Origin of the sequence: Providencia sp. PROV061, assembly GCF_011045655.1 — a bacterium.
In the GTDB taxonomy this organism is placed as follows: Bacteria; Pseudomonadota; Gammaproteobacteria; order Enterobacterales; family Enterobacteriaceae; genus Providencia; species Providencia hangzhouensis.
Map to the genome: position 1 here is coordinate 2,884,024 of NZ_CP042861.1, position 21,057 is coordinate 2,905,080.

28 protein-coding genes are annotated in these 21,057 nt (G+C 41.5%); 3 read left to right on the plus strand and 25 right to left on the minus strand.

The genetic code is table 11. The features are described from left to right. Positions 1 to 11: 11 nt before the first annotated feature. The 25 genes from FVA72_RS13120 to dpiB all read right to left on the minus strand — a co-directional run bounded on the left by FVA72_RS13120 (position 12) and on the right by dpiB (position 18,420). Positions 12 to 3,353 carry a hypothetical protein gene (locus FVA72_RS13120; protein ID WP_137019055.1) on the minus strand — a complete coding sequence of 1,114 codons (3,342 nt, stop codon included), beginning with the start codon at positions 3,351 to 3,353 and terminating at the stop codon, positions 12 to 14. Positions 3,354 to 3,366: 13 nt separating this feature from the next. Further along, positions 3,367 to 3,705, minus strand: a complete 339-nt coding sequence (locus FVA72_RS13125) for a hypothetical protein (RefSeq protein WP_102139348.1) — start codon at positions 3,703 to 3,705, stop codon at positions 3,367 to 3,369. Beyond that, positions 3,705 to 3,878 carry a hypothetical protein gene (locus tag FVA72_RS13130; RefSeq protein WP_004255410.1) on the minus strand — a complete coding sequence of 58 codons (174 nt, stop codon included), beginning with the start codon at positions 3,876 to 3,878 and terminating at the stop codon, positions 3,705 to 3,707. Before FVA72_RS13130 ends, FVA72_RS13125 begins: the two co-directional genes overlap by 1 nt. A gap of 183 nt (positions 3,879 to 4,061) precedes the next feature. Next, positions 4,062 to 4,595, minus strand: a complete 534-nt coding sequence (locus tag FVA72_RS13135; RefSeq protein WP_137019058.1) for a hypothetical protein — start codon at positions 4,593 to 4,595, stop codon at positions 4,062 to 4,064. A 77-nt stretch (positions 4,596 to 4,672) separates the two neighbouring features. Further along, on the minus strand, positions 4,673 to 4,891 hold the full coding sequence (locus FVA72_RS22060) for a tryptophan synthase subunit alpha (protein WP_137019060.1): 219 nt from the start codon (positions 4,889 to 4,891) through the stop codon (positions 4,673 to 4,675). A gap of 12 nt (positions 4,892 to 4,903) precedes the next feature. Continuing rightward, positions 4,904 to 5,356 carry a ProQ/FINO family protein gene (locus FVA72_RS13145; RefSeq protein WP_243154701.1) on the minus strand — a complete coding sequence of 151 codons (453 nt, stop codon included), beginning with the start codon at positions 5,354 to 5,356 and terminating at the stop codon, positions 4,904 to 4,906. A gap of 408 nt (positions 5,357 to 5,764) precedes the next feature. Further along, the gene (locus FVA72_RS13150; RefSeq protein ID WP_137019062.1) at positions 5,765 to 8,482 is read right to left on the minus strand and encodes a TOPRIM and DUF927 domain-containing protein; all 2,718 of its coding nucleotides are present in this window, start codon (positions 8,480 to 8,482) and stop codon (positions 5,765 to 5,767) included. Further along, complete coding sequence (locus FVA72_RS13155; RefSeq protein WP_137019064.1) at positions 8,479 to 8,823, minus strand: hypothetical protein; 345 nt, start codon at positions 8,821 to 8,823, stop codon at positions 8,479 to 8,481. Before FVA72_RS13155 ends, FVA72_RS13150 begins: the two co-directional genes overlap by 4 nt. Positions 8,824 to 8,837: 14 nt before the next feature. Further along, on the minus strand, positions 8,838 to 9,434 hold the full coding sequence (locus tag FVA72_RS13160; RefSeq protein ID WP_137019066.1) for a hypothetical protein: 597 nt from the start codon (positions 9,432 to 9,434) through the stop codon (positions 8,838 to 8,840). Then, positions 9,431 to 9,652 carry a hypothetical protein gene (locus FVA72_RS13165; RefSeq protein ID WP_137019068.1) on the minus strand — a complete coding sequence of 74 codons (222 nt, stop codon included), beginning with the start codon at positions 9,650 to 9,652 and terminating at the stop codon, positions 9,431 to 9,433. The genes FVA72_RS13160 and FVA72_RS13165 overlap by 4 nt, the downstream gene beginning before the upstream one ends. Then, positions 9,652 to 9,840, minus strand: a complete 189-nt coding sequence (locus tag FVA72_RS13170; RefSeq protein ID WP_137019070.1) for a hypothetical protein — start codon at positions 9,838 to 9,840, stop codon at positions 9,652 to 9,654. The genes FVA72_RS13165 and FVA72_RS13170 overlap by 1 nt, the downstream gene beginning before the upstream one ends. Then, positions 9,840 to 10,013 (minus strand): hypothetical protein, encoded by a 174-nt coding sequence (locus FVA72_RS13175; protein ID WP_004265069.1) that lies wholly within the window; start codon positions 10,011 to 10,013, stop codon positions 9,840 to 9,842. Before FVA72_RS13175 ends, FVA72_RS13170 begins: the two co-directional genes overlap by 1 nt. Then, a complete protein-coding gene (locus FVA72_RS13180) occupies positions 10,010 to 10,594 on the minus strand; it encodes an ORF6N domain-containing protein (RefSeq protein ID WP_137019073.1) in 585 nt (194 codons plus the stop codon). Before FVA72_RS13180 ends, FVA72_RS13175 begins: the two co-directional genes overlap by 4 nt. After that, positions 10,591 to 10,797, minus strand: coding sequence for a hypothetical protein (locus FVA72_RS13185; protein WP_036960437.1), 207 nt, complete (start codon positions 10,795 to 10,797; stop codon positions 10,591 to 10,593). Before FVA72_RS13185 ends, FVA72_RS13180 begins: the two co-directional genes overlap by 4 nt. Continuing rightward, a complete protein-coding gene (locus FVA72_RS22065) occupies positions 10,794 to 10,973 on the minus strand; it encodes a hypothetical protein (RefSeq protein WP_137019076.1) in 180 nt (59 codons plus the stop codon). The genes FVA72_RS13185 and FVA72_RS22065 overlap by 4 nt, the downstream gene beginning before the upstream one ends. Beyond that, positions 10,970 to 11,167 (minus strand): hypothetical protein, encoded by a 198-nt coding sequence (locus tag FVA72_RS13195; RefSeq protein ID WP_137019079.1) that lies wholly within the window; start codon positions 11,165 to 11,167, stop codon positions 10,970 to 10,972. Before FVA72_RS13195 ends, FVA72_RS22065 begins: the two co-directional genes overlap by 4 nt. Further along, positions 11,164 to 11,424 (minus strand): hypothetical protein, encoded by a 261-nt coding sequence (locus FVA72_RS13200; protein WP_004255438.1) that lies wholly within the window; start codon positions 11,422 to 11,424, stop codon positions 11,164 to 11,166. The genes FVA72_RS13195 and FVA72_RS13200 overlap by 4 nt, the downstream gene beginning before the upstream one ends. Positions 11,425 to 11,426: 2 nt before the next feature. After that, positions 11,427 to 11,600, minus strand: coding sequence for a DUF4222 domain-containing protein (locus FVA72_RS13205; protein WP_137019081.1), 174 nt, complete (start codon positions 11,598 to 11,600; stop codon positions 11,427 to 11,429). Then, a complete protein-coding gene (locus FVA72_RS22255; RefSeq protein WP_165119730.1) occupies positions 11,593 to 12,801 on the minus strand; it encodes a host cell division inhibitor Icd-like protein in 1,209 nt (402 codons plus the stop codon). The genes FVA72_RS13205 and FVA72_RS22255 overlap by 8 nt, the downstream gene beginning before the upstream one ends. 1 nt (position 12,802) lies before the next feature. Next, positions 12,803 to 13,498 (minus strand): Rha family transcriptional regulator, encoded by a 696-nt coding sequence (locus FVA72_RS13215; protein WP_137019086.1) that lies wholly within the window; start codon positions 13,496 to 13,498, stop codon positions 12,803 to 12,805. 14 nt (positions 13,499 to 13,512) lie between these two features. Next, entirely contained in the window at positions 13,513 to 13,920 is a 408-nt protein-coding gene (locus FVA72_RS13220) for a hypothetical protein (protein ID WP_137019088.1), read from the minus strand. Further along, positions 13,920 to 14,165, minus strand: a complete 246-nt coding sequence (locus tag FVA72_RS13225) for a helix-turn-helix transcriptional regulator (RefSeq protein WP_004264148.1) — start codon at positions 14,163 to 14,165, stop codon at positions 13,920 to 13,922. The genes FVA72_RS13220 and FVA72_RS13225 overlap by 1 nt, the downstream gene beginning before the upstream one ends. A 107-nt stretch (positions 14,166 to 14,272) precedes the next feature. Next, the gene (locus tag FVA72_RS13230) at positions 14,273 to 15,223 is read right to left on the minus strand and encodes a hypothetical protein (RefSeq protein WP_137019090.1); all 951 of its coding nucleotides are present in this window, start codon (positions 15,221 to 15,223) and stop codon (positions 14,273 to 14,275) included. Between the two features lie 93 nt (positions 15,224 to 15,316). Next, the gene (locus FVA72_RS13235; protein WP_137019366.1) at positions 15,317 to 16,576 is read right to left on the minus strand and encodes a tyrosine-type recombinase/integrase; all 1,260 of its coding nucleotides are present in this window, start codon (positions 16,574 to 16,576) and stop codon (positions 15,317 to 15,319) included. Positions 16,577 to 16,782: 206 nt separating this feature from the next. Next, positions 16,783 to 18,420 (minus strand): sensor histidine kinase DpiB, encoded by a 1,638-nt coding sequence (gene dpiB / locus FVA72_RS13240; RefSeq protein ID WP_004255452.1) that lies wholly within the window; start codon positions 18,418 to 18,420, stop codon positions 16,783 to 16,785. Between the two features lie 368 nt (positions 18,421 to 18,788). On the opposite strand from dpiB, the gene citC reads away from it, so the two are divergent. From citC to citE, 3 genes are read left to right on the plus strand one after another with little or no spacing between them, the layout of a single operon-like run. Continuing rightward, positions 18,789 to 19,865, plus strand: a complete 1,077-nt coding sequence (gene citC / locus FVA72_RS13245) for a [citrate (pro-3S)-lyase] ligase (RefSeq protein ID WP_243154702.1) — start codon at positions 18,789 to 18,791, stop codon at positions 19,863 to 19,865. Then, the gene (gene citD, locus FVA72_RS13250) at positions 19,862 to 20,158 is read left to right on the plus strand and encodes a citrate lyase acyl carrier protein (RefSeq protein ID WP_004255457.1); all 297 of its coding nucleotides are present in this window, start codon (positions 19,862 to 19,864) and stop codon (positions 20,156 to 20,158) included. Before citC ends, citD begins: the two co-directional genes overlap by 4 nt. After that, positions 20,158 to 21,054, plus strand: a complete 897-nt coding sequence (citE, locus tag FVA72_RS13255; RefSeq protein WP_004255459.1) for a citrate (pro-3S)-lyase subunit beta — start codon at positions 20,158 to 20,160, stop codon at positions 21,052 to 21,054. The genes citD and citE overlap by 1 nt, the downstream gene beginning before the upstream one ends. Positions 21,055 to 21,057 lie beyond the last annotated feature (3 nt).

The window sequence follows — 21,057 nt, forward strand, 5'->3', positions numbered from 1 at the left end:
CCCCATTAAAATTAAAAGCTGCCTCTTGCCTTTCTGCCTAACCCATAAGCCTGACGTAAAGCATCATCTAATTTTCCACCGTTCATCACTTCATGAATAATTTCATCAAGCGTGATCGTGTTTGTCCTTGGGTCATATTGTGGCTGACCAAATTCAACCTGAGCACTCGCAACGGTGTTATTCACATTGATAACAACATTAGGCACACCACCGCCCCCAATATCACGATTAGGAATAACCTTACCGCCTTCTCCTGGTAAAAGGTAATTTCTCCCTGCGGCTTGGAATATTTCAGGCTTACCACCTTCACCAAATCGATACATTTTATTTGCATCGACCGCACCACCGTTATAACGCCCACCACCAAAGCCAATCATTGACATAGACGTAGCTTTCCCTGCGGCCTGTGCGGTTGTATAGGCTGATAATCCCGTTCCTGATGCGGCTCCGCCTGTTGCGATTGATGCCGCGATTGCTGCTGGTGTCCATGCCGCTAATGCTGCCGCCCCTCCTGCTGTTGCTGCCGCTGCGTTCGCTGCCTGTGAAGCAACGCCAATTGTTTTGGTCAGAATGAAGTTTTTAAGCATCTCCACACCAACCTGAGCAATGGAATTTACAACACTGTTTAGCATCGTATTACCTAACGAACGCAACGCCTCGGACGCATCCATTGAGCCAGTGATTAACCCTGTCATGACGTTTGAAACATTACCCGCCAGAGAATCAACCGCTGAAGCCAACATTTCATAGCCTAGGTTCTGCTGCCTCATTAGCTCCCATTGTGCCGCTAACTGCTGCTGTTGATACTCTTTCTCTGCTGCGGTTCTGAGTAGCTGATATTGCGCATCGGTTGCCGCCTTAGACGCGGTGAACTGGTCATGGCTAATCTGTTGTTTTGCATAGGCTTCATTAAGTATTTGTAACTCTTGCGCCTTGTATTCTTTCATCATGGCCAACTTCTGAGTATGCTCATTAGCTAATGCCTGAATCGGGTCAAATTTAGCGCGGTTTTCCTCAATGTAATTGACTGAGGCATTGATTTTGATATCGGTCATTCCCTGATTAAATGACACCATCGCCTCACGCCCCATGCGCTCAAAATCTTCCTTGTTGATGAAGCCCTCATCTAACAAACGCTTGAGGGTTTTCACTTCCTCACCAAAGGTATGCGCCAGTTTCAACTCTGGGGTGATTTCCTGAGCCGCAATAAAATCATTCACGCGCTGATTGAGGTCAAACAGTTCCGCTGCCTCTTTCGAAATAGCCGCTTTTTGTTTCTCTGTTGCCTGTGCTCCGAGCCGCTGAACAGCTTCATAGATTGCCATTTGGCGGTTAACATCGGCTGCGCCACTTTCCAATAATCCATAGCGTTTTTTCAGTGTGGCCAATTGCTCACTTTGGCGTTTTATCGCTTCATTCGCTTGGTTGGCGGCTTTAGCGGACTTGTTGCCTTTTGATTTACTGCTTAGTGCGGCTTCTTGGGCTTCACGTAACTTGCGTATGGCTTCAATGGCTTTCGGGAGTTCGGTATTGTAGGCGGCTGAACCTTTTTGTAATCCCATTTGCATGAGGAGTAACGAAGCGTTGTATTCATCCAGTGCCGGCTTACCGTCTTTCATGCCAATAGTGAGGGCTTGGGTGCGCTGCTCAATCTCAGTGAGCGAGTTAGCAAGATTTAAACTGACCGTTTTATCAAACTCATCCGTTAATTCTTGGATTTTCTGTTTAAATATTTCAGAGTCTTTAACAAAGCCGTCAGCAATTAACGCCTTTTCTAGCTCTTTGATAGCCTGCTCTTTCTTAACGGCTGCCTCGCTGCCTAATTCCAGTGATCGGGCTACTTGTTGGTTAGCATCAATCACGCCTTTAGCTTGGCGTTGGTAAATTAAGTCGGCTCTGGCCAGCTCATCCGTTTGTTGTGCTCTAACCTTAGCAATATCAGCGGCTTTACCTTGTGATACCGTCCAGCGACGAATATTTTGCTCACCTTCTGATATAACTAACTCATACTGTTGCTGTTTTTTAGTAAGATCATCAATCAACTTCACAAAGTCATCACGCACATATGGAGTGCCAACTTCCATACCTTGAGCTTTTTGGGATTTAATCGCTTGCTCAATTCTACCAAGTTCTTCTCTGTAGTAGCGTAACTGCTCATTTACGTCTAATAGGTTTTTTTTCTGTCCGTCTAGTTCTGTGGTTGTTTCCGCTATCTTCTCGCCTAAGCGGTTAGCCACAACACGCGCCTGTTTTGCTGACAGTTCGTCAATTTTATCAATCCACTGATCTACCCTGTCGTTAAACTCTTTGGTGGCGGTGTCATCGTTCATGGCGTTATACAATGCGTAAACACCTGCGGCAGCCAAAAAGAATACACCAGTAGGACCACCTAATAATCCCACTGTGCCCCGTAACCCTTGCATAGCGATAGACTGAGTTTTAGCGGCTTGGGCTGCGCGGTTATTGGCTGCGGTCACTGCGTCAGTTGTGGTCGCTAGTGTGGCTTTCGCTTTTTGCTCCAATGCTAATGCCGCATTTAATTTATGGGTTGCGTTGGCTTCAACTTCTTTCGCTTTAGCGACCTGAGCCTCAACACGCGCAATTTCTTTCCCTGTTGTGGCTAAATGCGTTTTGATTTTAGTTTCTGTGGCGTGTAGGGCGTTACTGGCTTTGGTGACGCGTTGTAGATTTTCCTCACTCGCTGCCATTTGATAGGTTATTTCGGCATCCTTGAGCTGTACCGCCTGTCGTGCTCTCAGTGACTCTAAATCACGTTGCTTGGCATCATTAGCCGCTTCTAGTGAATAAACGTGCTCTAACGCTGCCTGAGCCGCTTTTAACTCGGCTTGTGCGGATACTGTCAGATTTCTAGCGTTAATGACTTCTTGGGAGGCTGCGGCTTGTAATGCCTGTGCTTTCATTTGAATAGCGCGAGTATGTGAAACCTCGGCTTGTGTGGCGTTAATCGCCCCTTGAGTATGTTGTAAGAGTGAAGAGGTCGCACTACCAATATTGGAAATATACCCCGCACCTAATAACCCAGAGACATTACTAATTACACCTGTAAAACGCGCATTCGCGCTAGTCGCTCTGTCTGTAGCGGCTGACGCTGCGCCAATTTGCCCCGTTAACTCGCTCATTTGACGTGATAATCGGTTAATTTCAGGCATTTTTAACGCACTGGAAACGGCCATTGCTGTTTTATCAAAACGGTAAAAGGCTTTCGACGTATCATCAGCCTGCTTACCCATTTCAGCCATTTTCCGCTTTGTTTCTCTAACCGCTTTCCCCGCCTCAAGAACGCCCTCAGTATCAGCTTTAATGATGATTTCAACCCCATCAATCTCAAACATAATGACCTCTCTTTTAATGTTTCGCTGATAACCCGCTGACATTACCGTCACGTAATGCAAAGCGTGTCATTTCGCCAATCACATAAATACACTGATCTGTGATGGAATATGGCTTAGTGAATACATTCAAATACGGACGCAACAAATCACATGCCTTACTCTCAACATCGAACGACTCACCACGAGACTTAACAATCGATACCGCATTATCAAATAGTCCTGCCGCCAGCAATTCAGGGATCACCTCGCCTGTAATGCCGTTATACGTCACTAATGTTGTTCCCGTTTCCGCTTTTAGCCCATCAACATAAATCTGGGCGATGGTACTTGCTAACTGCTGTAACTTTTCCATTAGAACCCCTCACGCTGTAAGGCATCACTTAATAGCCCTTGAATCAATTGGCTAATAGGCGCTCGTTGAATGAAAACATCTTTTTCACCCTGTTTTTCTTTAAATTTTTTAACGCGATCTACTATGTCGCTTTCAATTGACACTGCCTTGAAGGTTCTTTTTTGCTTATCCATGATTATTTACCCACCCTGTAGTTATATACACTACAATTATAATCCAGAGTAAAAAATAAACAACAATATATTGCTACAAAAAAGTATAAATGTAGAAATATTTTCTACTAAACTTGATTTACTTGAAATTAAGACAACAAAAAAACCGACTCAAGGTCGGCTTCTGTTCTATTTATATGCTTGCTATTTCAACGGTGAGTTATAGACAGGACTTTTAAAAGTATAAATTAGATGCGTTTTCCCTTGATTTGATACGCTCATTCTTAAGTTTGCTTTGTATCCATCTTTATCAAAATCCATATTAACGTCGCCACAATCTTGGCTTGCTAAGCAATTAAAAAAATCACTTTCATCTTTAATGATATGGGTTTTATTTACAGCTTCGCCATATACTTTTTCCAGTTTATTTCCCGCTTGCTCATATAGTTCAAATGCTTCATCTTTGGTAGTTGCTTTCTGATCGAAGTTCTCAGTATAAAATATATAGAACAGCCCTAACTTATCGTGAAATGTTGTAAACAAAATAGCTGCGTCGTGTCCGTCAGGTGTTTCTTGAAAAGTACAGGAGTGTTCAAAATTACAGTTTGTATCTTTTAAATTTAATGCTTTAACACTTTCTTTAGTCTGCCCCCACTTAAAGCCGTAGGGTGCTGGTGGACTGTTATCACATCCCGATAGAAACAAAGCCAATAAAGCCGTTATCATGATTTTTTTCATTTGGTGATCCTTTTAGTTGATAAGGCCAATTATACATAACCGCCTCGGCTTATGCTTTGGCGGTGTTCAACTAATAACTATCTGTAACGCCTAATCAGAGCCTTTCTAGCAATTTTGATTTGATCTGGCGTACCTGTAATAACCATGCGTCTAAAAATAAATCCTGAAGTTTTGACATTAACGTCAGCGATACGCCTGACGGCTTGCATGGCATATTTAATTTTATCAAGCTCAAAGATTGTATAAGCCAATTCAATTACATCTTGATTACCTTTGCTTCTGTAAATAATTTTCATAAGGCTCCTGTATCATTTCTTTAGCCACTCTATCAGTTTTTGCTCCGCTATGCTTTGTTGTTCTGGCGTAACCTCTCCGTTAGGTTGTCCGTGCATATCAAACCGATTGCCGCCCAGAGTAAGAGCTTTCAAATATGCCTTGCGGCTGATGTATGAGCGTAATCCCTGTTTAATGTGACTCTCTGGGATATCCAGCCCTTTATCTTTAACCTCAGCAATCATAGCTTCCTTGATGCCAATCATTAGCGGCTTGGCTTCTGGCTCACTGAATAGCGTCCAATGCTGCGCTATACGGTCGATACGGTGTTGTTTCTTCTTCGCGTGAACATCTGCCTTGTTTTTCTTCTTCGGTTGCTGTGAGGCTTCCTGTGGCGTTTTAGCCTGTATGCTTTTTGGTGTGCTCATCACTGGTGGATTTGTTACACCATTGTTATTTTTTCTTAATGATAAAGTCACTCGGGTCATGATTTCTTTTTCCTCAAAAAAACTTTTCTATTAAATACGCGATCAGGTGTTGGTTCAGTCGGTTCAGTTGGTTCAATTTGTAAAGATGCTTGTTTTTAAAGTATTTATTTGAAAATACTGAACCAACATACCCATGATTTGAACCGACATTTTCTATGTATGAACCAACATCGAATTTAAAAATGCCATCCAGTGGAAAAACTCTTTAATTCTGTGTGTTGGTTCAAAATGCCACTTTGTCGGTTCAAAACAGCCTCTTGTTGGTTCAGTGTTGGTTCAATAAATGCTATTTTTCCCTTATAAATCAATAAAACTTATCTACTGAACCAACTGAACCGACACTAAAACGATAAAATCACGCACATGAAAAAAACATTATGAGATTTTCATCCCTCCGCTAGTTGTTGCTCAATTGTTATCTTCTTCTGTGCTCTCTGGAGCGAACTGCAAAACGTAAACATTAAATTGCCGTCCGTCTATGCGTGGGCTTTTTCGTTGATAGCCTCTCCCACTGGTGGGTGGTGTTAACATGCCAGCCATTTTTAACGCCTCAGCAAATTGTTTGTAGTTAAACCCTGCCGCGATTTCTTTCTCAAAGGCGGACGGGAAGGTATAAAAGATTATCGGGTCATCCTCGTTACTGCCTTTCTTCCTATATCCTGCAAGGTCTCTAATAGGTAGATCCCTAACATCATAAGGAATTGGGGCAAATCGGCTTAATCCGTGAGCATTCAAAAACGCCTCAGCTTGTTCTTTGATTTGCTCATACTCTTTGTTTCCCGTGCCGAACTCTGCGACCCATACGTTAAATATTGCTTGAACTACATCCCTACAATCTTGTTCACTCCAACCCGTAATCACACGCCCCATAATCAAAGCAGCTTCAATTGTGGCGAATCGGTCGCTCGCTCGGTGTACCTGTTCCCCATAGCTACTTGGAATTAACTTATTCCAGCGTTGCTGTGCGGCTCTGTAGGCTTCTTTAGCTTCGTCTTTGTGATTTGATAGGTACTCAATCCAATAGCGTCCTGCTGCCCCGTAGCTATCACGACAATTCACCTTGATTAAATCCGCGTGGGCTTTCCCTGTTTCACATTCGTGTAGTTCGGTGGCGCGTTCAATGGGGATATTTAGTAATCGCACTAATTGCCCTGCGTTCACTTTCACACCTGAATTTAATAAAAAGGTTTCAATGTCTTTTTCCCCTGTACTAATGGCCACCGTCCGCCAGCTTTGAACCTGCCTATTGCCACCATCTTTCGCACCTTGTATCTTGCCTTTGCCATTAAACAGCGTGTAAGCCGATTTATAGACGTGTTTAGGGTCTGCGCCTTGTCCGACTTCATCCAAATACAAAAGCCCGTCATTGTGCGCTACAGCCTCGTTAGTCATGCCGTATTCAGTGCCATACCACGTTAAACGCTGCAAATCGGGATCACCGTACAAGCTCACGGCCATATCTGCGGTGGTGCTTTTCCCTGCTGTCGATTGGGCGTAAATGTGAATACCAAAGCTGTCCGCCCCTGTGATACTCGTCATCGGTGCGGCTAAGGCTGCGCCAATCGCAAACATCATAAAACTATTACCGTTAGCCAATCGTGCAACATCATTCCGCCAGCTTTCTACTGTTCCGCTTGTCTGGTAGGCGGTAGCGGCTGCGCTTTGCCCGTTAAAAAATATCGGTTGCTCAGGTGTACCAATGATTGAGCCGTCTGGCATGATGTACGCGCCTTTGTGCCAGCCTGATTTATTGGTGATACTCCAATTCTCTTTGAATTTCTGGCGCAAGAGCCAATCAGATAAAGACTGTCTTAGCCCTGATTTAGTTGTCACAATTAGCCCTGCATTTTTAAGCGTTTTCCACCCCTCACGCTCGCCAATATCCCCCATCGGAACGGCTTGAACGTTGTTATTGCCCCACTCGAAAATCAAATACTTTTGATTCAGGTCATTAACGCCTTTCGTAATGCGTTTTATGGCGTTAGATAACCATTGTTCATGATTGATGATCTCCCCTGTTTCTTTGTCCGCTTTAGGTGTAACCAGAAATACACCGTCGTCGCGTGATTCAATGCGTATTTTCATGGGGTCTGATTTAAGGGCTTTGTGGTTTACATCAATCTCAATCATTACCTTACTTCCTTGTTTATCCACTTCGGCATTAAATGCCTGTCTTGCTGCCTCAATGCCGTGTGATAAGCGATAATCATCCCAATCGGCTTTATCTTCGGTAGGCGGTAAAACCGCAATACCATTAACCGCTTTAGCTGCCTTTTCTGCCGCCAATTTCCCTATATTGTCTTGGTCTGGCTTAATATCGTTGTCACCTGCAATGATAATTTGGCTCTCTTGGTACTTTGTCCGCATCACCTTAGCCACATGAATTAAGTTACCCGCATCAATTGCCGCTACTGTGTGCGCTTCTGGTTGGATTAACTGGCACGTCATGGCGGTTGCCAATCCCTCAGCGATAATCACCGTAGAAACATTTACAGGCTCATTGATAGGGTAATAGCTGCCATTCTTCGCGCTATCGAGTAATAGCCGTTTCTCGCCATTGGATTTAATCGTCTGTGCTGCTGTGATTGTGCCGTCAGTGTCTATCAATGGAATAATCAGCGAACCATCGGCTAACAGGGTCACGGTGGTACTATCAAACCCTTTCGCCTTGAGATACTCAGATTCGCCCTGTTTAGCATTGGCAATAGTGCGGTTGTATCGCGCTGTAAAGCGTTTATGCTTCACTATCTGCTCGTTAGCTTGGCTCTGGGCTTGCTGTGCTTTCAATGCGTCCTGTTGCGCTTTTACCTCATGGCTACGGTAGGCTGGTGGATTATCTGAACGGGTATCAATTCCAATTATGCCAGCCACTTCATACGCTGCCTCAGTCACGCTGCCACCCAGAACACGCTGAACTAAGTCCAATCCATCGCCTGAGCCGCACTGGCTACAAATAAACGTGCCGTTGCCGTCTATGTCGTCGAATCTAAAACGGTCTTTACCGCCACAATGGGGGCAAGCTGTGTGCGTGTTTAGGGGCACTTCTGCCCCAAAGTTGGATAATATGTTTTGCCATTGGCCATTTGCTTTCAGCTTCACATCACGGATAACATCAATCGGTTTCATTGAAACGCCCCCTTATCGGCTAAAGAGTCGCCCATATCATTAATCATGCTTTGCCAAACCTCGCGCCCGTAACCCGTGATATAGCCATTAATCACGCACTGACCCATTAAACTAATGGCTGTTGTTTCCCACATAGGAACAGACTGTTTAAGTGCTTCCAGCAAATAACTATCGACGAGCATTCGAATACCTTTCACACCGTCAATAATGGCAACCTCAATGGCCTTGTTGCCTACATTCATTGGAAACCAATCACCGCCATTACGTGTGGTTACATCGTGATAAATAGCGGCTGCGTAGCTATTCGCCAGTGAATTAACTTTAAAATTCTTCGTTATCATGTCATTGCGTCCTTTTAATGAATGGTTACGGTGTTGCTAAACTCACCATCTTCTATCGCCCGAATGAGATCATCGTGAAGAATAGATAATCCCTCGCGCCCTCGGTCTGATAGTCGGCAACCTTGTTTAGGCTCAAGATTGATAAAATCCCTATACATTCTTATGGCCATAGCAGGGGCATATCCTGATTCGTAATGCTCATAAGCTGCGCCCTCAACGTGGTTTGCCAATAACATACGTTCGCTTGCTGCATAAACAGTTAAGGCTGCGTGTTCATTGCGATACACTGCTGCGGTAATCTTTCCGCCTTTCCCGTTATCGGTTTGATGAAATCCGTTATTGTCGGCCTGTTCCATGACAAAAGAGGCGGCAACAATCCAACGCCAGAGAATGACGGTTTGCTCAATGGTGGATTTAAAAAAGCCTTCAACCTCACCTTTGCTAATGGCTAAAACCAACTCAAACCCCATTGATAAATGACCATCAAAACTACCGTCATTTAATGCGTCCAATGCCTCCGTATAGCTAATAGCCTCTTGATTCGCTGCGTCAGTAATGAGAATTACACCGTGTTCGCTGTGCTCGAATGCGTTAATGTTTGTAATATTCATCGGTTCGCCTCCGCTACTGCTACTTTGTAAGCTCTCAACACATGCGAGGACTTACCTGTAATAATTGTTTTAATCACTAAGCCGCGCTTTGTGCTGGCTGTTACATTGGTTTTAAGCAGTACCGCATCCACAACACGACGATGTTTTTTATACTGAAATAGATTGCTAGTTACGGTGATTTTGGCGACTGCGCCACCGTCAAAATAATTGAGTTTCACTACTTGTTACCCTCCATAGCAGAATCAATATCTTTAACGGCATCACTCACCATAGAGAAAACAACATCTATCATATGGGCGGTTTCCTCGTCCTGATTCGCCTCTTGCCAAACGCTTAACAGTGTCAGCACTCGGTTTACTTTCATGCGTGGCACTTCCAGTGATAAAACCATCTCTTTGTTAGCCATTACTTCACCTCACGCACATAGTTAATTCGGATATCGGTTAAACCGTCACGTTGCGCTTCTCGCATCACTTGCGATTGTGCGTCTTTCTGGGTGGTAGATATCACCTGCTTACAAATACCTAGCGTTAACCCTTTAGGTGTTGTGCCATATCCTGCGATTTGAAACGTTCTCATGAGCGATAATCCCCCATATCCTGAATGTGTAGCTGTGAGGCTTGCTCAATGGCAATTACCATTGGTTTAAGTGCTTTTTTCTCCTTACGACGTAGGTTCATGGCATAACTACCGCGCCTACCGTGACCTTGATAAGAGTCAGCTTCTAAACGGCTAATCAAGTTCTGAGCCTCACCAATTGGCATGGCTTCAAGTTCCGCCAGCGTGGGTATTTGAATGTGTTTAATTTCTGGGAATTCAGAGAGTCGGAAATAACTGTTAACCATTGAACGCTGAACCTGCCACGACAAATCATCAGTAAATGGCTTGGCAACCATCAAATAACCTGATTCAGTGATAAGCATTAGCTCTTTTGCTTTTCCGCCTATTTCTAGTTCGGGCAACTCGGTACGTATTACGTACTTAGTGAGCAAAAAGTAATCTACCCCATCAATGAAGTGTTTTTTATGCGTGTTAAATGTGCGCTTTGCTGTACCTTTCGGGCGTTGGTGTACCTCGTCAATCATGGCAAAGGTCACAACTCGCTTACCTTGATACATAAATGGGCTTAAGCTGGTGGCATTGATAGTGACCTGTCTCATTTCATCACCCCTTCAATTCTTTCAAACTCAATAAATTGATTTTTTAAAAGACGACTTACCGCCCTTAACATGAAATAAGTATCACTTTCTGCCTCATTTTCTACGGCTGTTAATATCGGAAACATTAACGACTGGATTTCTTCGTTGATTTCCTTGGCTTCATCAAGAAGGCGCGACGGTGTAGGTTTTTCATGTTTTTTCATTTGGTCGCCTCCTCGAGGGATTCGCATATTTCTGCGTTGAAGTCATACGCAATAGAAACGGGGTCGATTAACTCACGCGAACAATCGCTACTCACTTGCTCCAAGATAACGGCAAGCAATGAATTATTTTGCTGCGCTTTGTATGCGGCTCTGTCTAATGGAATAGGCTTGCTCATGAGTTAGCCTCCAGTACCACAATTTCCTCTTGAAGAAATGCGCAGACGTCACCGGATAACTTCGCCATAAGAGAAGCTAAAGTAGATATTTCACTGCCTTGTAACTGGTGCGGGTGCGATTCAATGAGTAGATTAATTAACTCAACCTGATGAGCTTTTTCAGCCGCTTGGTGAATAGTGATATCTGCGCTCATACTTCCCCCTCTAATTTTGCGTCTACGGCTTCTGCGTCACTAATACGGTTAATAGCTTCCAACCAGTAATAGAGTTCTTGTTTTTTTGGATCATCAATCTGAGGGAATACCTCACAAAGAATATGAGCCATACCTTTTCGAACCCTAAGCAAACGGTCACGGCTACGTTCTTCTGAGTGTAAAGGGGTGTTATTGCCTAACATGTCCGCTATTTCAGCTTGAATACGCTGATAGTTATCAGGATATAAACGACTCATGATTAAGCCCTCCCTGCATAGGTGTATTCGTTGCTGAACTGGCTTAATGGAACAATGACAGGACTATCAAAGCCGTCTCGCTGAAAGGTCACACGGTTGAATTGAACCGATAGAACTCTGACGGTTTCGCCATTATTTTTGTGAGTGTAGAAGTCATTAGGTTGAGGGTTACGCATGAGCCACCTCCTGAGTAGGTAAGCGGCCAGCGAATATCAGCATGTAATCACGTACAAGCATCAGTCTTGCACTGTTCTCGTTCGGTGCTGTAACAGCAATACGGCAAGGTTTAGCGGTGTAATCGCTACGGTTTAACGCGAGAAATAACCATCTGTACGATTGGTTAGGGGTGAGACTAGTCCGCCCTGTGACGGGTGTGTTATGCTTACTCATAGTTACCTCGATAGCTTCGTTATCGGTGGTGATTAGATGCCCCGTTAGTGTTCCACCACTGCGGGGCATTGTTTTTATATAGCACTTACCTTTATACTGGTTCGCACCATATACATATAAACTATCATAGTGGTTCGAACCAATGCAAGATGAAAAAGACAAAAAACCATACGACCGTGCAAACAGCACAAGAAGAACAATCCGATTTGATGATGATTTGCTCAAACAAATAGACTCAGTTATTGGTAATGAGCCATTTAGTTCATGGGTTAAGACAGCCTGTCGTAACGAGCTGGAAAGATTAGGTGTTAAGCCTAAAAACTGATATTTGCCATACCAGAGAAGTAAGCTAATATTAATATTCTCACTTGCTCGGTATTCAATATCGACGTTTCCAAGGGTAGCCGATTGGCTGCCCTTTTTTATGGACTGACAAAACTCAATTCGTTCCTTTTTTATGGACTCCAAAAACTCAATTATTTTGCCTTTTATGGACTCGCAAAACTCAATTCGTTCCTTTTTTATGGACTCCAAAAACTCAATTATTTTGCCTTTTATGGACTCGCAAAACTCAATTTTCCCATTTTTTGAGATGAACGAGTTCAAATAACGGGATTTCCCGACTTTAGAAAGGTGAGAAAAATCACCTTTAGCTAATGGTGTAAATTCTCCACGTTTTGAGTGGCTCAAATTTGAGTAGCGCAAAATATCAGCGGATTTATAACCTGAGAAATATTCCCCAGATTGATTTCCCGTAAATTTTGGTGGTTGATTGGCGTAAATTTTCGCTGATTGGTTGCCAGTAATACTGTAGTTTAAAGCTACAGTATTACTAAGGGAGTAAATTAAACTTACCCCCTTACCTGCCAGTAGGGAATCATTCACTTGGTAGGCAATATTCCCCAACTCTGGGGATAATTGATTAATATTTGAACTTTGATTCCCCCGATTTGGGGTATCAAACATTGCTTTAGTCGCATTCATCATATTAGCCACCAATCCGCACAGTAGGACTCATTAAACTAGCGAACTGCTCAATGCGTTTGCTAACCTCTCGCAATGTCTGAGTAGCAGATAACCCCGAATCAATAGCATCCTGAAACGCTGCCTGTTCGATTTTCTGCATACAGACTAATAAACCTAATTGTTGCTCGTCTGCGCTGGTACGTTCACCAGTGAGTAAGCCTGTTAATCGGTTCTCTGTACGGGCTAGGTTGATGTAATGATATTTCTCTGCGCCTAAGTCTCTGAGCGCGTCGCGTGACTCATGGTAATGTGGCAAATATTCACGGCGGATAGGTTCAGCGGCGCGTTTCTTGCTGAATGCTTTGGTAACATCCAGCTTGAATTGTGTCATCTGCTCATGGTTACGCCCACGAACAATACGGCACATAAAATCAAATTGGTTCTCATTCAGTAGGTAATACCGATGATATTTAACCCCTCGCGCCCCAACTTCTTTCACTGACTCCGTTTCAAACGAAGGCAGTGAGCCGAACTCTCGTAGCTGTTTTATGTGCTTTTTAATTAATTCAAAAAGGTTCTTATGTTTAATTCCAATGCGTTTAGCAAACAGGCGGCTATCTATTCTCGGCTCAGTTCTGTGTTGAATTAAAATAGGCTCGTCGCTGAATTTAGGGTGAGCGAATCCACCAGCATTTAAGCTGTTATTTTTTAGTTTCATTATTTATTACTCCGTTATTCGTTCGGGTATAAGCTCAAAATTGAATTGATTTGCTCTTGTGGTAATCCCTCATAACTCCCATTGGCCGCACGAACATTAATTAAATCAATAATTTTCTGTGCGTCTTTTTGGCTACGAATGCGATAACGGTAATGTGACCCAATACCGTCAGGGTTCGGTTCGCTAATGCGCTCTAGGGTAATATTTAAGGTGCGCTCTAACTTTGAAAAGTAGTTACGGCCAGACGATAAACGACAATGTTTTAAAATATCGTTTTCAGTGGCTCCACGCTGACCAGTTTTAGAAATATAAATATTTGCTTTCTGTTCTTTTGGTGTGCGTTTGGTTATAATGGCGGGGCAATTTCCAATATCATTACTGATATCAAAGCCGCCTCCGCAAGGGCGGTTTTTCTTTTCCATTATGCTACCCCGCTTTGTGATTTCTTAGCTTCAGCCCATGCGCGAATCTCTTTCGCATCATAGACAAAAAAGCCTTTCTCAATCTCAAATGACTTAGGTAATTTACCGTCACGCTCCCAACGATAACGAGTAGCATCAGAAATGCCTAGAAAGTCGGCTGTGTGACGTAGACGGGCGTAACCGTCCATAGGGTAAGGTGTACTGATTTTTGCGCGTGGCTTGCGCTTAGGTGATTGCTTCTTCATGTGTCTAACCTTTTGAGAGTTGGTGTAGACACATTGAATATTAATTAAATAAACAAAAATAGGTGAGCGTTTTTAAAATAGGGTAGAAAATAAAACCATGGGGTAATTTACCTACGCTTCCATCCTAACTCATCAAGATAATCACTTATTATACTTATCAGTAACTTATAATCTTTAATTGGCGATACACCGCCTTCAAATAAAGTGGCTTCATGATTTAAAACCAGCTTGGCAATCCTACTTTTTATTATTACATCGTTTTTATTTCTATACCTGTCATCATCTGACTCATCTTTAGATGGGTACAATGCCAATAATTTATTAATTGCTCTATGTATGTCAGCCCTATTTTCTATAGCTTTCTTCTGAGATTGATGTATCAATTTATCTTTAGACAGGTTTCGAGCTTCTTTCTCAATCGAATCAATTTCTTTTAAATTTCCTGAACGAATGAAATTATCATTGTTAGTTATTTTTTTATCAAAGTTACCTGACATTATTTTAATAACATCTTCACTAGTGATGTATAAATCACTATCCCTAATTATCTTCTCACTATCTGATATTACCTGTATAAATGATTCTTCTTTATAAAAAAAATCATTTTGCAAGTAAAGCTCCAAGCCGTTAAGCTCTACCTCTTTTCCACTTTCAATGTCATCAACTATATAAGGCGGTAATATCCATAAACCGCTAGCTTTAACATCTAATTCTAACCCAGCTCTTATTGCCCCACCTTTAAGTAAATAGCGATAAGGATCCCTATTACTATCTAGAGCCTTGCAAACACCGCTGACATAATTAAGTCTTGATAAAGAGTTTATTCGTAAAATAGTTGTTATATAATCATCCCCACCAAAAGAAAGAAAAGATCCAATAGAACCAACAAGCTCATGCCTTTCATGCCACAAATAATACCTAGCGAATTCCCAATCTAACTTAATTAAACAATCAATATCCCCCATCACTGCGAGGTTAATTAAATCACTTTCACGCACAGACAGTAATTCTGCTGCTCGGCTTAATTTGCAATATCTAAAAAGTATTTGCTTACCCATCACGTCACCTTTAACGCGCCTTAAAGAATACCGTATCAGATAGGTAAGGTTTCCCACTTTTCACCCCGTCGAGCTAGATACGGTTTAAACTAGTTATGCTTTCTTACTCATTGGTACAACATTATAGTCTGATCCACTTTCTAATGCTGTAAGCAAATCAGCCCATTGTGATAATGCGGCTTTTCGTTCATCAAAGTAATCATGGCGGTTATACACTCCCTCAATGCCTTTTACCCTGTGATTTAAGCACCTTTCAGCTATCTGTGGCTCAACACCTAATGCTGATAGGTGAGTTCGCATTGTTCTGCGTAGGTCATGGATACTGAACTGAATAAACGACTCAGGCAATGATGAAAGAATGCTTTCAAGGTTCTTATTTAACGTTGTCTTATTTATCGTTTTATTTTTACCAGTGCCTGTTCTTCTGGCAGGTAATACATATTCACTACCGCAAGCCATTACCTTTAATTGATTAAACCACTCTATAACAGGTTTACTCAAAGGGATATCTATAGCGTCACCAGTTTTGCTTCTCTCTGATGGGAAATGCCATACCGCATTATCTAAATCAATCTCGCACCATTTAGCCTCGCATAATTCCATCTTACGCAAGCCAACAGCTAGAATTATTTTAAATGCTATTTTGTTAGATTCTGGCAATGTCGAACTATTCAGCGTTGAAAGGAATAATGTCAGCTCATCACGGGTTAACCACCGTTCGCGTTTACTTTCCATTCCGCCAGCATCAGAAATACCAAAGGCCGAGGCTGGATTGCTATCTATCATCTGTCTACGAACCGCATAATCAAAAATACGCTTTAACCAACGTAGCGATTCATCAGCGGTAAATGGTGAGCCTCTATCCACGATGGACTTTATTAATAGATCAACATCTTTTGGCTTCACATCCTCAATTTTCATTGAACCAATAACAGCCGTGATATTTTTATCTATCAGCTTTTTAGATTCCTCATGTTTTTTTCTTTTTGGCTTTATTTGTCGCTCGTAAAATTCATCAATCAGCCCAAACACTTTAACCGCTTTATCTTCGCGCTGTATTCTCTCTAACGCCTCGGCTTTTTGTCGCTTTATATCTCCAGCAACATCAACGCCTAAAATAACCTTTGCCGATAACTCTCTAGCAATTTCACGCGCTTTCATTAGGGTAATATTGGGGTATGTCCCGATAGAAACTATTCGGGCTTTTTTATTGAAGCTATATCTAAATCTCCAGCTTGGGTTTTTGTCATTCTTTGAATATCTAAGATAGAGCCCATTTCCGTCAGCTTTACCCTCGAATCGTTCATTTGAATTTATCCAAGCCTTAATTTGTCTATCGTTTAAGTTTGGCATTTTGTGCAATTTCCAATCAATCGATAACTTTTACAAAAAGCTATTAATTTCTACACGTTAAAACGCTGTATGTTTTTTGGTCGTTTTTAGGTACAAGCTCAGGTACAAGCAAAAACGGCTATTACGTGACTACTTCTGATTGCCCGTGAATTACATTATCAATTATTATCAATGAGTTAGATTGTGAATTGATATACTCTGATATGCTAAGAACGCCTATTCAACACTTTCGGAATAAAAATTGAAAATACTGTACCATGCGGTTGATTTTCTTCAATAATCACTGCACCATTACAGCGTTTAACATAAGATGCAACGAGATATAACCCGATACCATGGCTATCTGCTATATCTGTTTTCGTTGTGACACCACGCTCAAACCATTTGTCTTGAATTTCTGACGGGAAACCACATCCCTGATCAGCGACTTCAATGACAATCTCCTTTCCTTCATCTGAAAGGTATAACTCAACTTGCTTATTACCCTGATTATTTTTCAAACTTGCTTCAAACGCATTATCGAGTAGATTACCCAAAATGGCACAAAATTCAGTACTATTTAATGAATCAGGTAATTCATGTAACTGACTACCCGCAGTAAATTTTAATTGTAAGCCTAGTTCTTTGGCTCGGTGGTGTTTACCAAATAATAAACCAGCAACTTGCTTATCAAAAAACTGCCCACGGAGTGTATCAATTAATTGTTGCTGAGATTCTGACTCCCCTTTAATTAGCGCCAACGCTTGGTCATATTCTTTCATTTGCAATAAACCGCTTAATGTTGACATCCAATTAAGGTGCTCGTGCCGTAACGTACGTAAACTTTCTATATATTGGCGAACTTGAGTCAACTGAGAGTTTAGCGATTCAATATCATTTTGGCTACGAAAGCTAATGACCGCCCCCACAAGATGTTCCCCATCACGAATTGCCACCCGGTTTGCAATCACATTTAGACCATTAAATTCGCAAATCACATCATGCTTAGTCGTTTCAATATCGGTAATAAAAAAGTCGGCTGGCGAGATATGCTCCGACACAAAAGTCCCTGTTAACTGCCCCAGCGGCTTACTTAGAGATAACATTTTCCGGGCATTAGAGTTAATATTAATAATCTGCCCTTGTATATTCACTGCGATAACACCTTCGAAAACAGCTTCAAATATCCCTTTTTGTACTAAGACTAATTGGGTTATTTCCTCAGGTTCCATACCCAACATTTGTTTTTGAATTAAACGTGAAAATGCCCATGATAAGAAGAGCAATATAATCAGTATCCCTAAAAAAGTGGCTCCTGTTTGTACGAATAACTCACTGAGTGATGTTTCTATTTTGTTGGATAGATAGCCAATAGAAACAACACCGATCACTTTACCTTGCTCATCAAAAATGGGTGTTTTTGCTCTAACAGCATTCCCCATTGAACCTTCGCCATTGATAAAATAGCTTTCCCCTTTCTCTAAGGCTCCTGGTTTGTTCCACTGCATTTGAAAACCAATTTTTTGACTATTTGGGTGATACAAACGAATCGAATTTTCATCACCAATAACAACATAATCGTAGTTAGAATCTTGGTTTAGTTTGTCAGCGATAACCTTCAACCCAGGAATATCTCTATACTTTACGGATTGAACAACACCATCAATAGAAGCAATCAGCTTTGCTTGGCTCATTGCTAACGATTGAATGTTCGCAATCAATCGATTTTCAGCTGTGTCCGTAAAATATTTACCCAGCCCGAGAGTTAAAAAAACAGAAACTATTAATAACAGAAAAAATACTCGTACTGAAAATGAAACTGAATTTACTTTTTTCAATGAGGAGAACGTATATTCTTTTTTCATGTTATGTCTCGTTACTGGCTGAAAAGTAAAAATTTTGTTAACTCAAAAATGGTAGGATAACCGATAAATCGGATTCAAGCCAAAGATATAATACACATATTAATAATTAAACACATTAAAACCAAGCAATAAAAAACATATTCAATAATTAAAAACTTTAAAACCATTAAACAAATACAATCTCATTTGAGAAACATGAAATAGGTCAAATATATTAAATACAGTATCTTTAATATAAATATCAGAGAGGGTAATTAAATAAAAATTTATATTTGTTTTTATAAAAACAACCTAAGAGAATTTATTTAATTAACTTTAACATTAGCAACATTTTAAAAACATCTCTAAATGAGATGCAGGATACTATTATGTTCGAAAACATAACGTTTAACCAAGTAAAACGTCATGAGAACAGGAAACTTGCTGAAATAACTCAGTTTTTAAAGGAAAACGATTTAGAACTTGATTCAAGTATTGACGTTTTTATTACGATTTCTCGCAATGAAAAATTAATTGCGTGTGGAGGATTAGCAAAAAATGTTATTAAATGCGTTGCTATTAGCGATGATGCTCGAGGTGAAGGCCTTGCATTAAAATTAGCAACAGAACTGGTTAATCTTGCTTACGAAAATAATACAACTCATTTATTTATTTATACCAAATTTCAAAATGAAAGCTTATTCCAACAATGTGGTTTTCATACCATTGCCACAGTTCCTGATATTATGGTATTGATGGAAAATAGTTGCTGTTATCTAAAACGTTATATCGAAAGTTTAAAAGCACAACGTAAGGAAGGAAAAAAAATTGGCTCAATCGTTATGAATGCCAACCCCTTCACTCTTGGGCATCGTTATTTAATAGAGCAAGCTGCGAAGGCCTGTGATTGGCTACATCTATTCGTTGTCAAAGAAGATACCTCACGTTTTCCTTATAAAGTTAGATTAAATTTAATTGAAGCAGGAACCAAAGGAATAGAAAATCTTACTATTCATAAAGGTTCGGAATATATTATTTCTCGAGCGACTTTTCCTTGTTACTTTATTAAAGATAAAACAGTTGCTAATAACTGTTATACCGAAATCGATATTAAGATTTTTCGTCAATATATTGCCCCTGCTTTAGGGATAACCCATCGATTCGTAGGCTCGGAACCTTTTTGCCAAGTCACCAACCAATATAACCAAGACATGCGCTTTTGGTTAAAAACCGATGCTATGAATTTTCCACCTATAGAACTCATTGAATTTCCGCGAACAATCATCAATGGAACGGCTGTTTCTGCCTCACAAGTTAGACGATTGCTCGCTAAAAAAGATCTTGCGGCGATTAAGCCGATTGTGCCTGAGGCAACCTATCAATATTTACAAGAGATGGTCGCCAATCAAGTCGCATCTGCTCAAGGCCACACCGAAAGTTCTGAATTAGCCATAGGTGAAATATGAAGATAAAGCACGCAGCAGTAGCTGGCACACTTGAATCAAGTGATGTCATGGTTCGCATAGAGCCACTAGAAGACACTCAAGAGGTCTCAATACAAATTACCAGTAGTGTTGAAAAACAGTTTGGGGATGCTATCGCAAAAATCGTACAAGAAGTTATCCAGCAACATGATATTCAAGGGGCACAAATCATTGTAGATGATAAAGGTGCACTAGAATGCGTACTCAAAGCCCGCTTAGAAGCCTTATTGGCTCGCGCTTGTGATATCGACTATCTGCCTTGGGAGGATAAGTAATGACTCCAGAACAAAAATCACGCACACGCAGAAGTATGCTGTTTGTTCCCGGCTCTAATGCAGCTATGTTGAGCAATTCCTTTATTTATAAAGCGGATGCTTTAATGTTCGACCTTGAGGACTCCGTCACTTTGCGCGAAAAAGATACGGCTCGTCGCTTGGTTTACCATGCATTGCAGCACCCGCTTTATCAAGATATTGAAACCATTGTACGGGTCAATGCATTAGATTCCGCTTTTGGTGTTGCTGACCTTGAAGCCGTTGTTCGCGGTGGTGCGGATATCGTCCGCCTTCCTAAAACGGATACGGCACAAGATGTTATTGATATTGAAAGTGAAATCTTGCGTATAGAAAAAAGCTGTGGCCGCGAAGAAGGCAGCACAGGTTTGCTAGCCGCTATTGAATCACCAATGGGCATCACTCAAGCTGTAAATATTGCTCATTCATCACCAAGACTTATAGGCATCGCATTAGGTGCCGAGGACTATGTCCGCAATTTGCGCACCGAGCGGTCTCCAGACGGCGTAGAACTCCTCTATGCTCGGTGCGCCATTTTACAAGCCGCTCGATCAGCAGGTATTCAAGCGTTTGATACCGTTTATTCTGATGCTAATAATGAAGAAGGTTTCCTACGCGAAGCCGCTCACATTAAACAGCTCGGCTTTGATGGCAAATCATTAATTAACCCAAGACAAATTGAGTTACTTCATAATTTATATGCACCAACTCAAAAAGAAGTCGACCATGCGCAGCGTGTTGTTGAAGCCGCTGATGCCGCAGCCCTTGAAGGTAAAGGTGTGGTTTCATTGAACGGAAAAATGGTCGATGGCCCAGTTATTGACAGAGCTCGCCTCGTATTATCACGAGCAGCATTATCAGGAATTCGGGAAGAGTGAGGC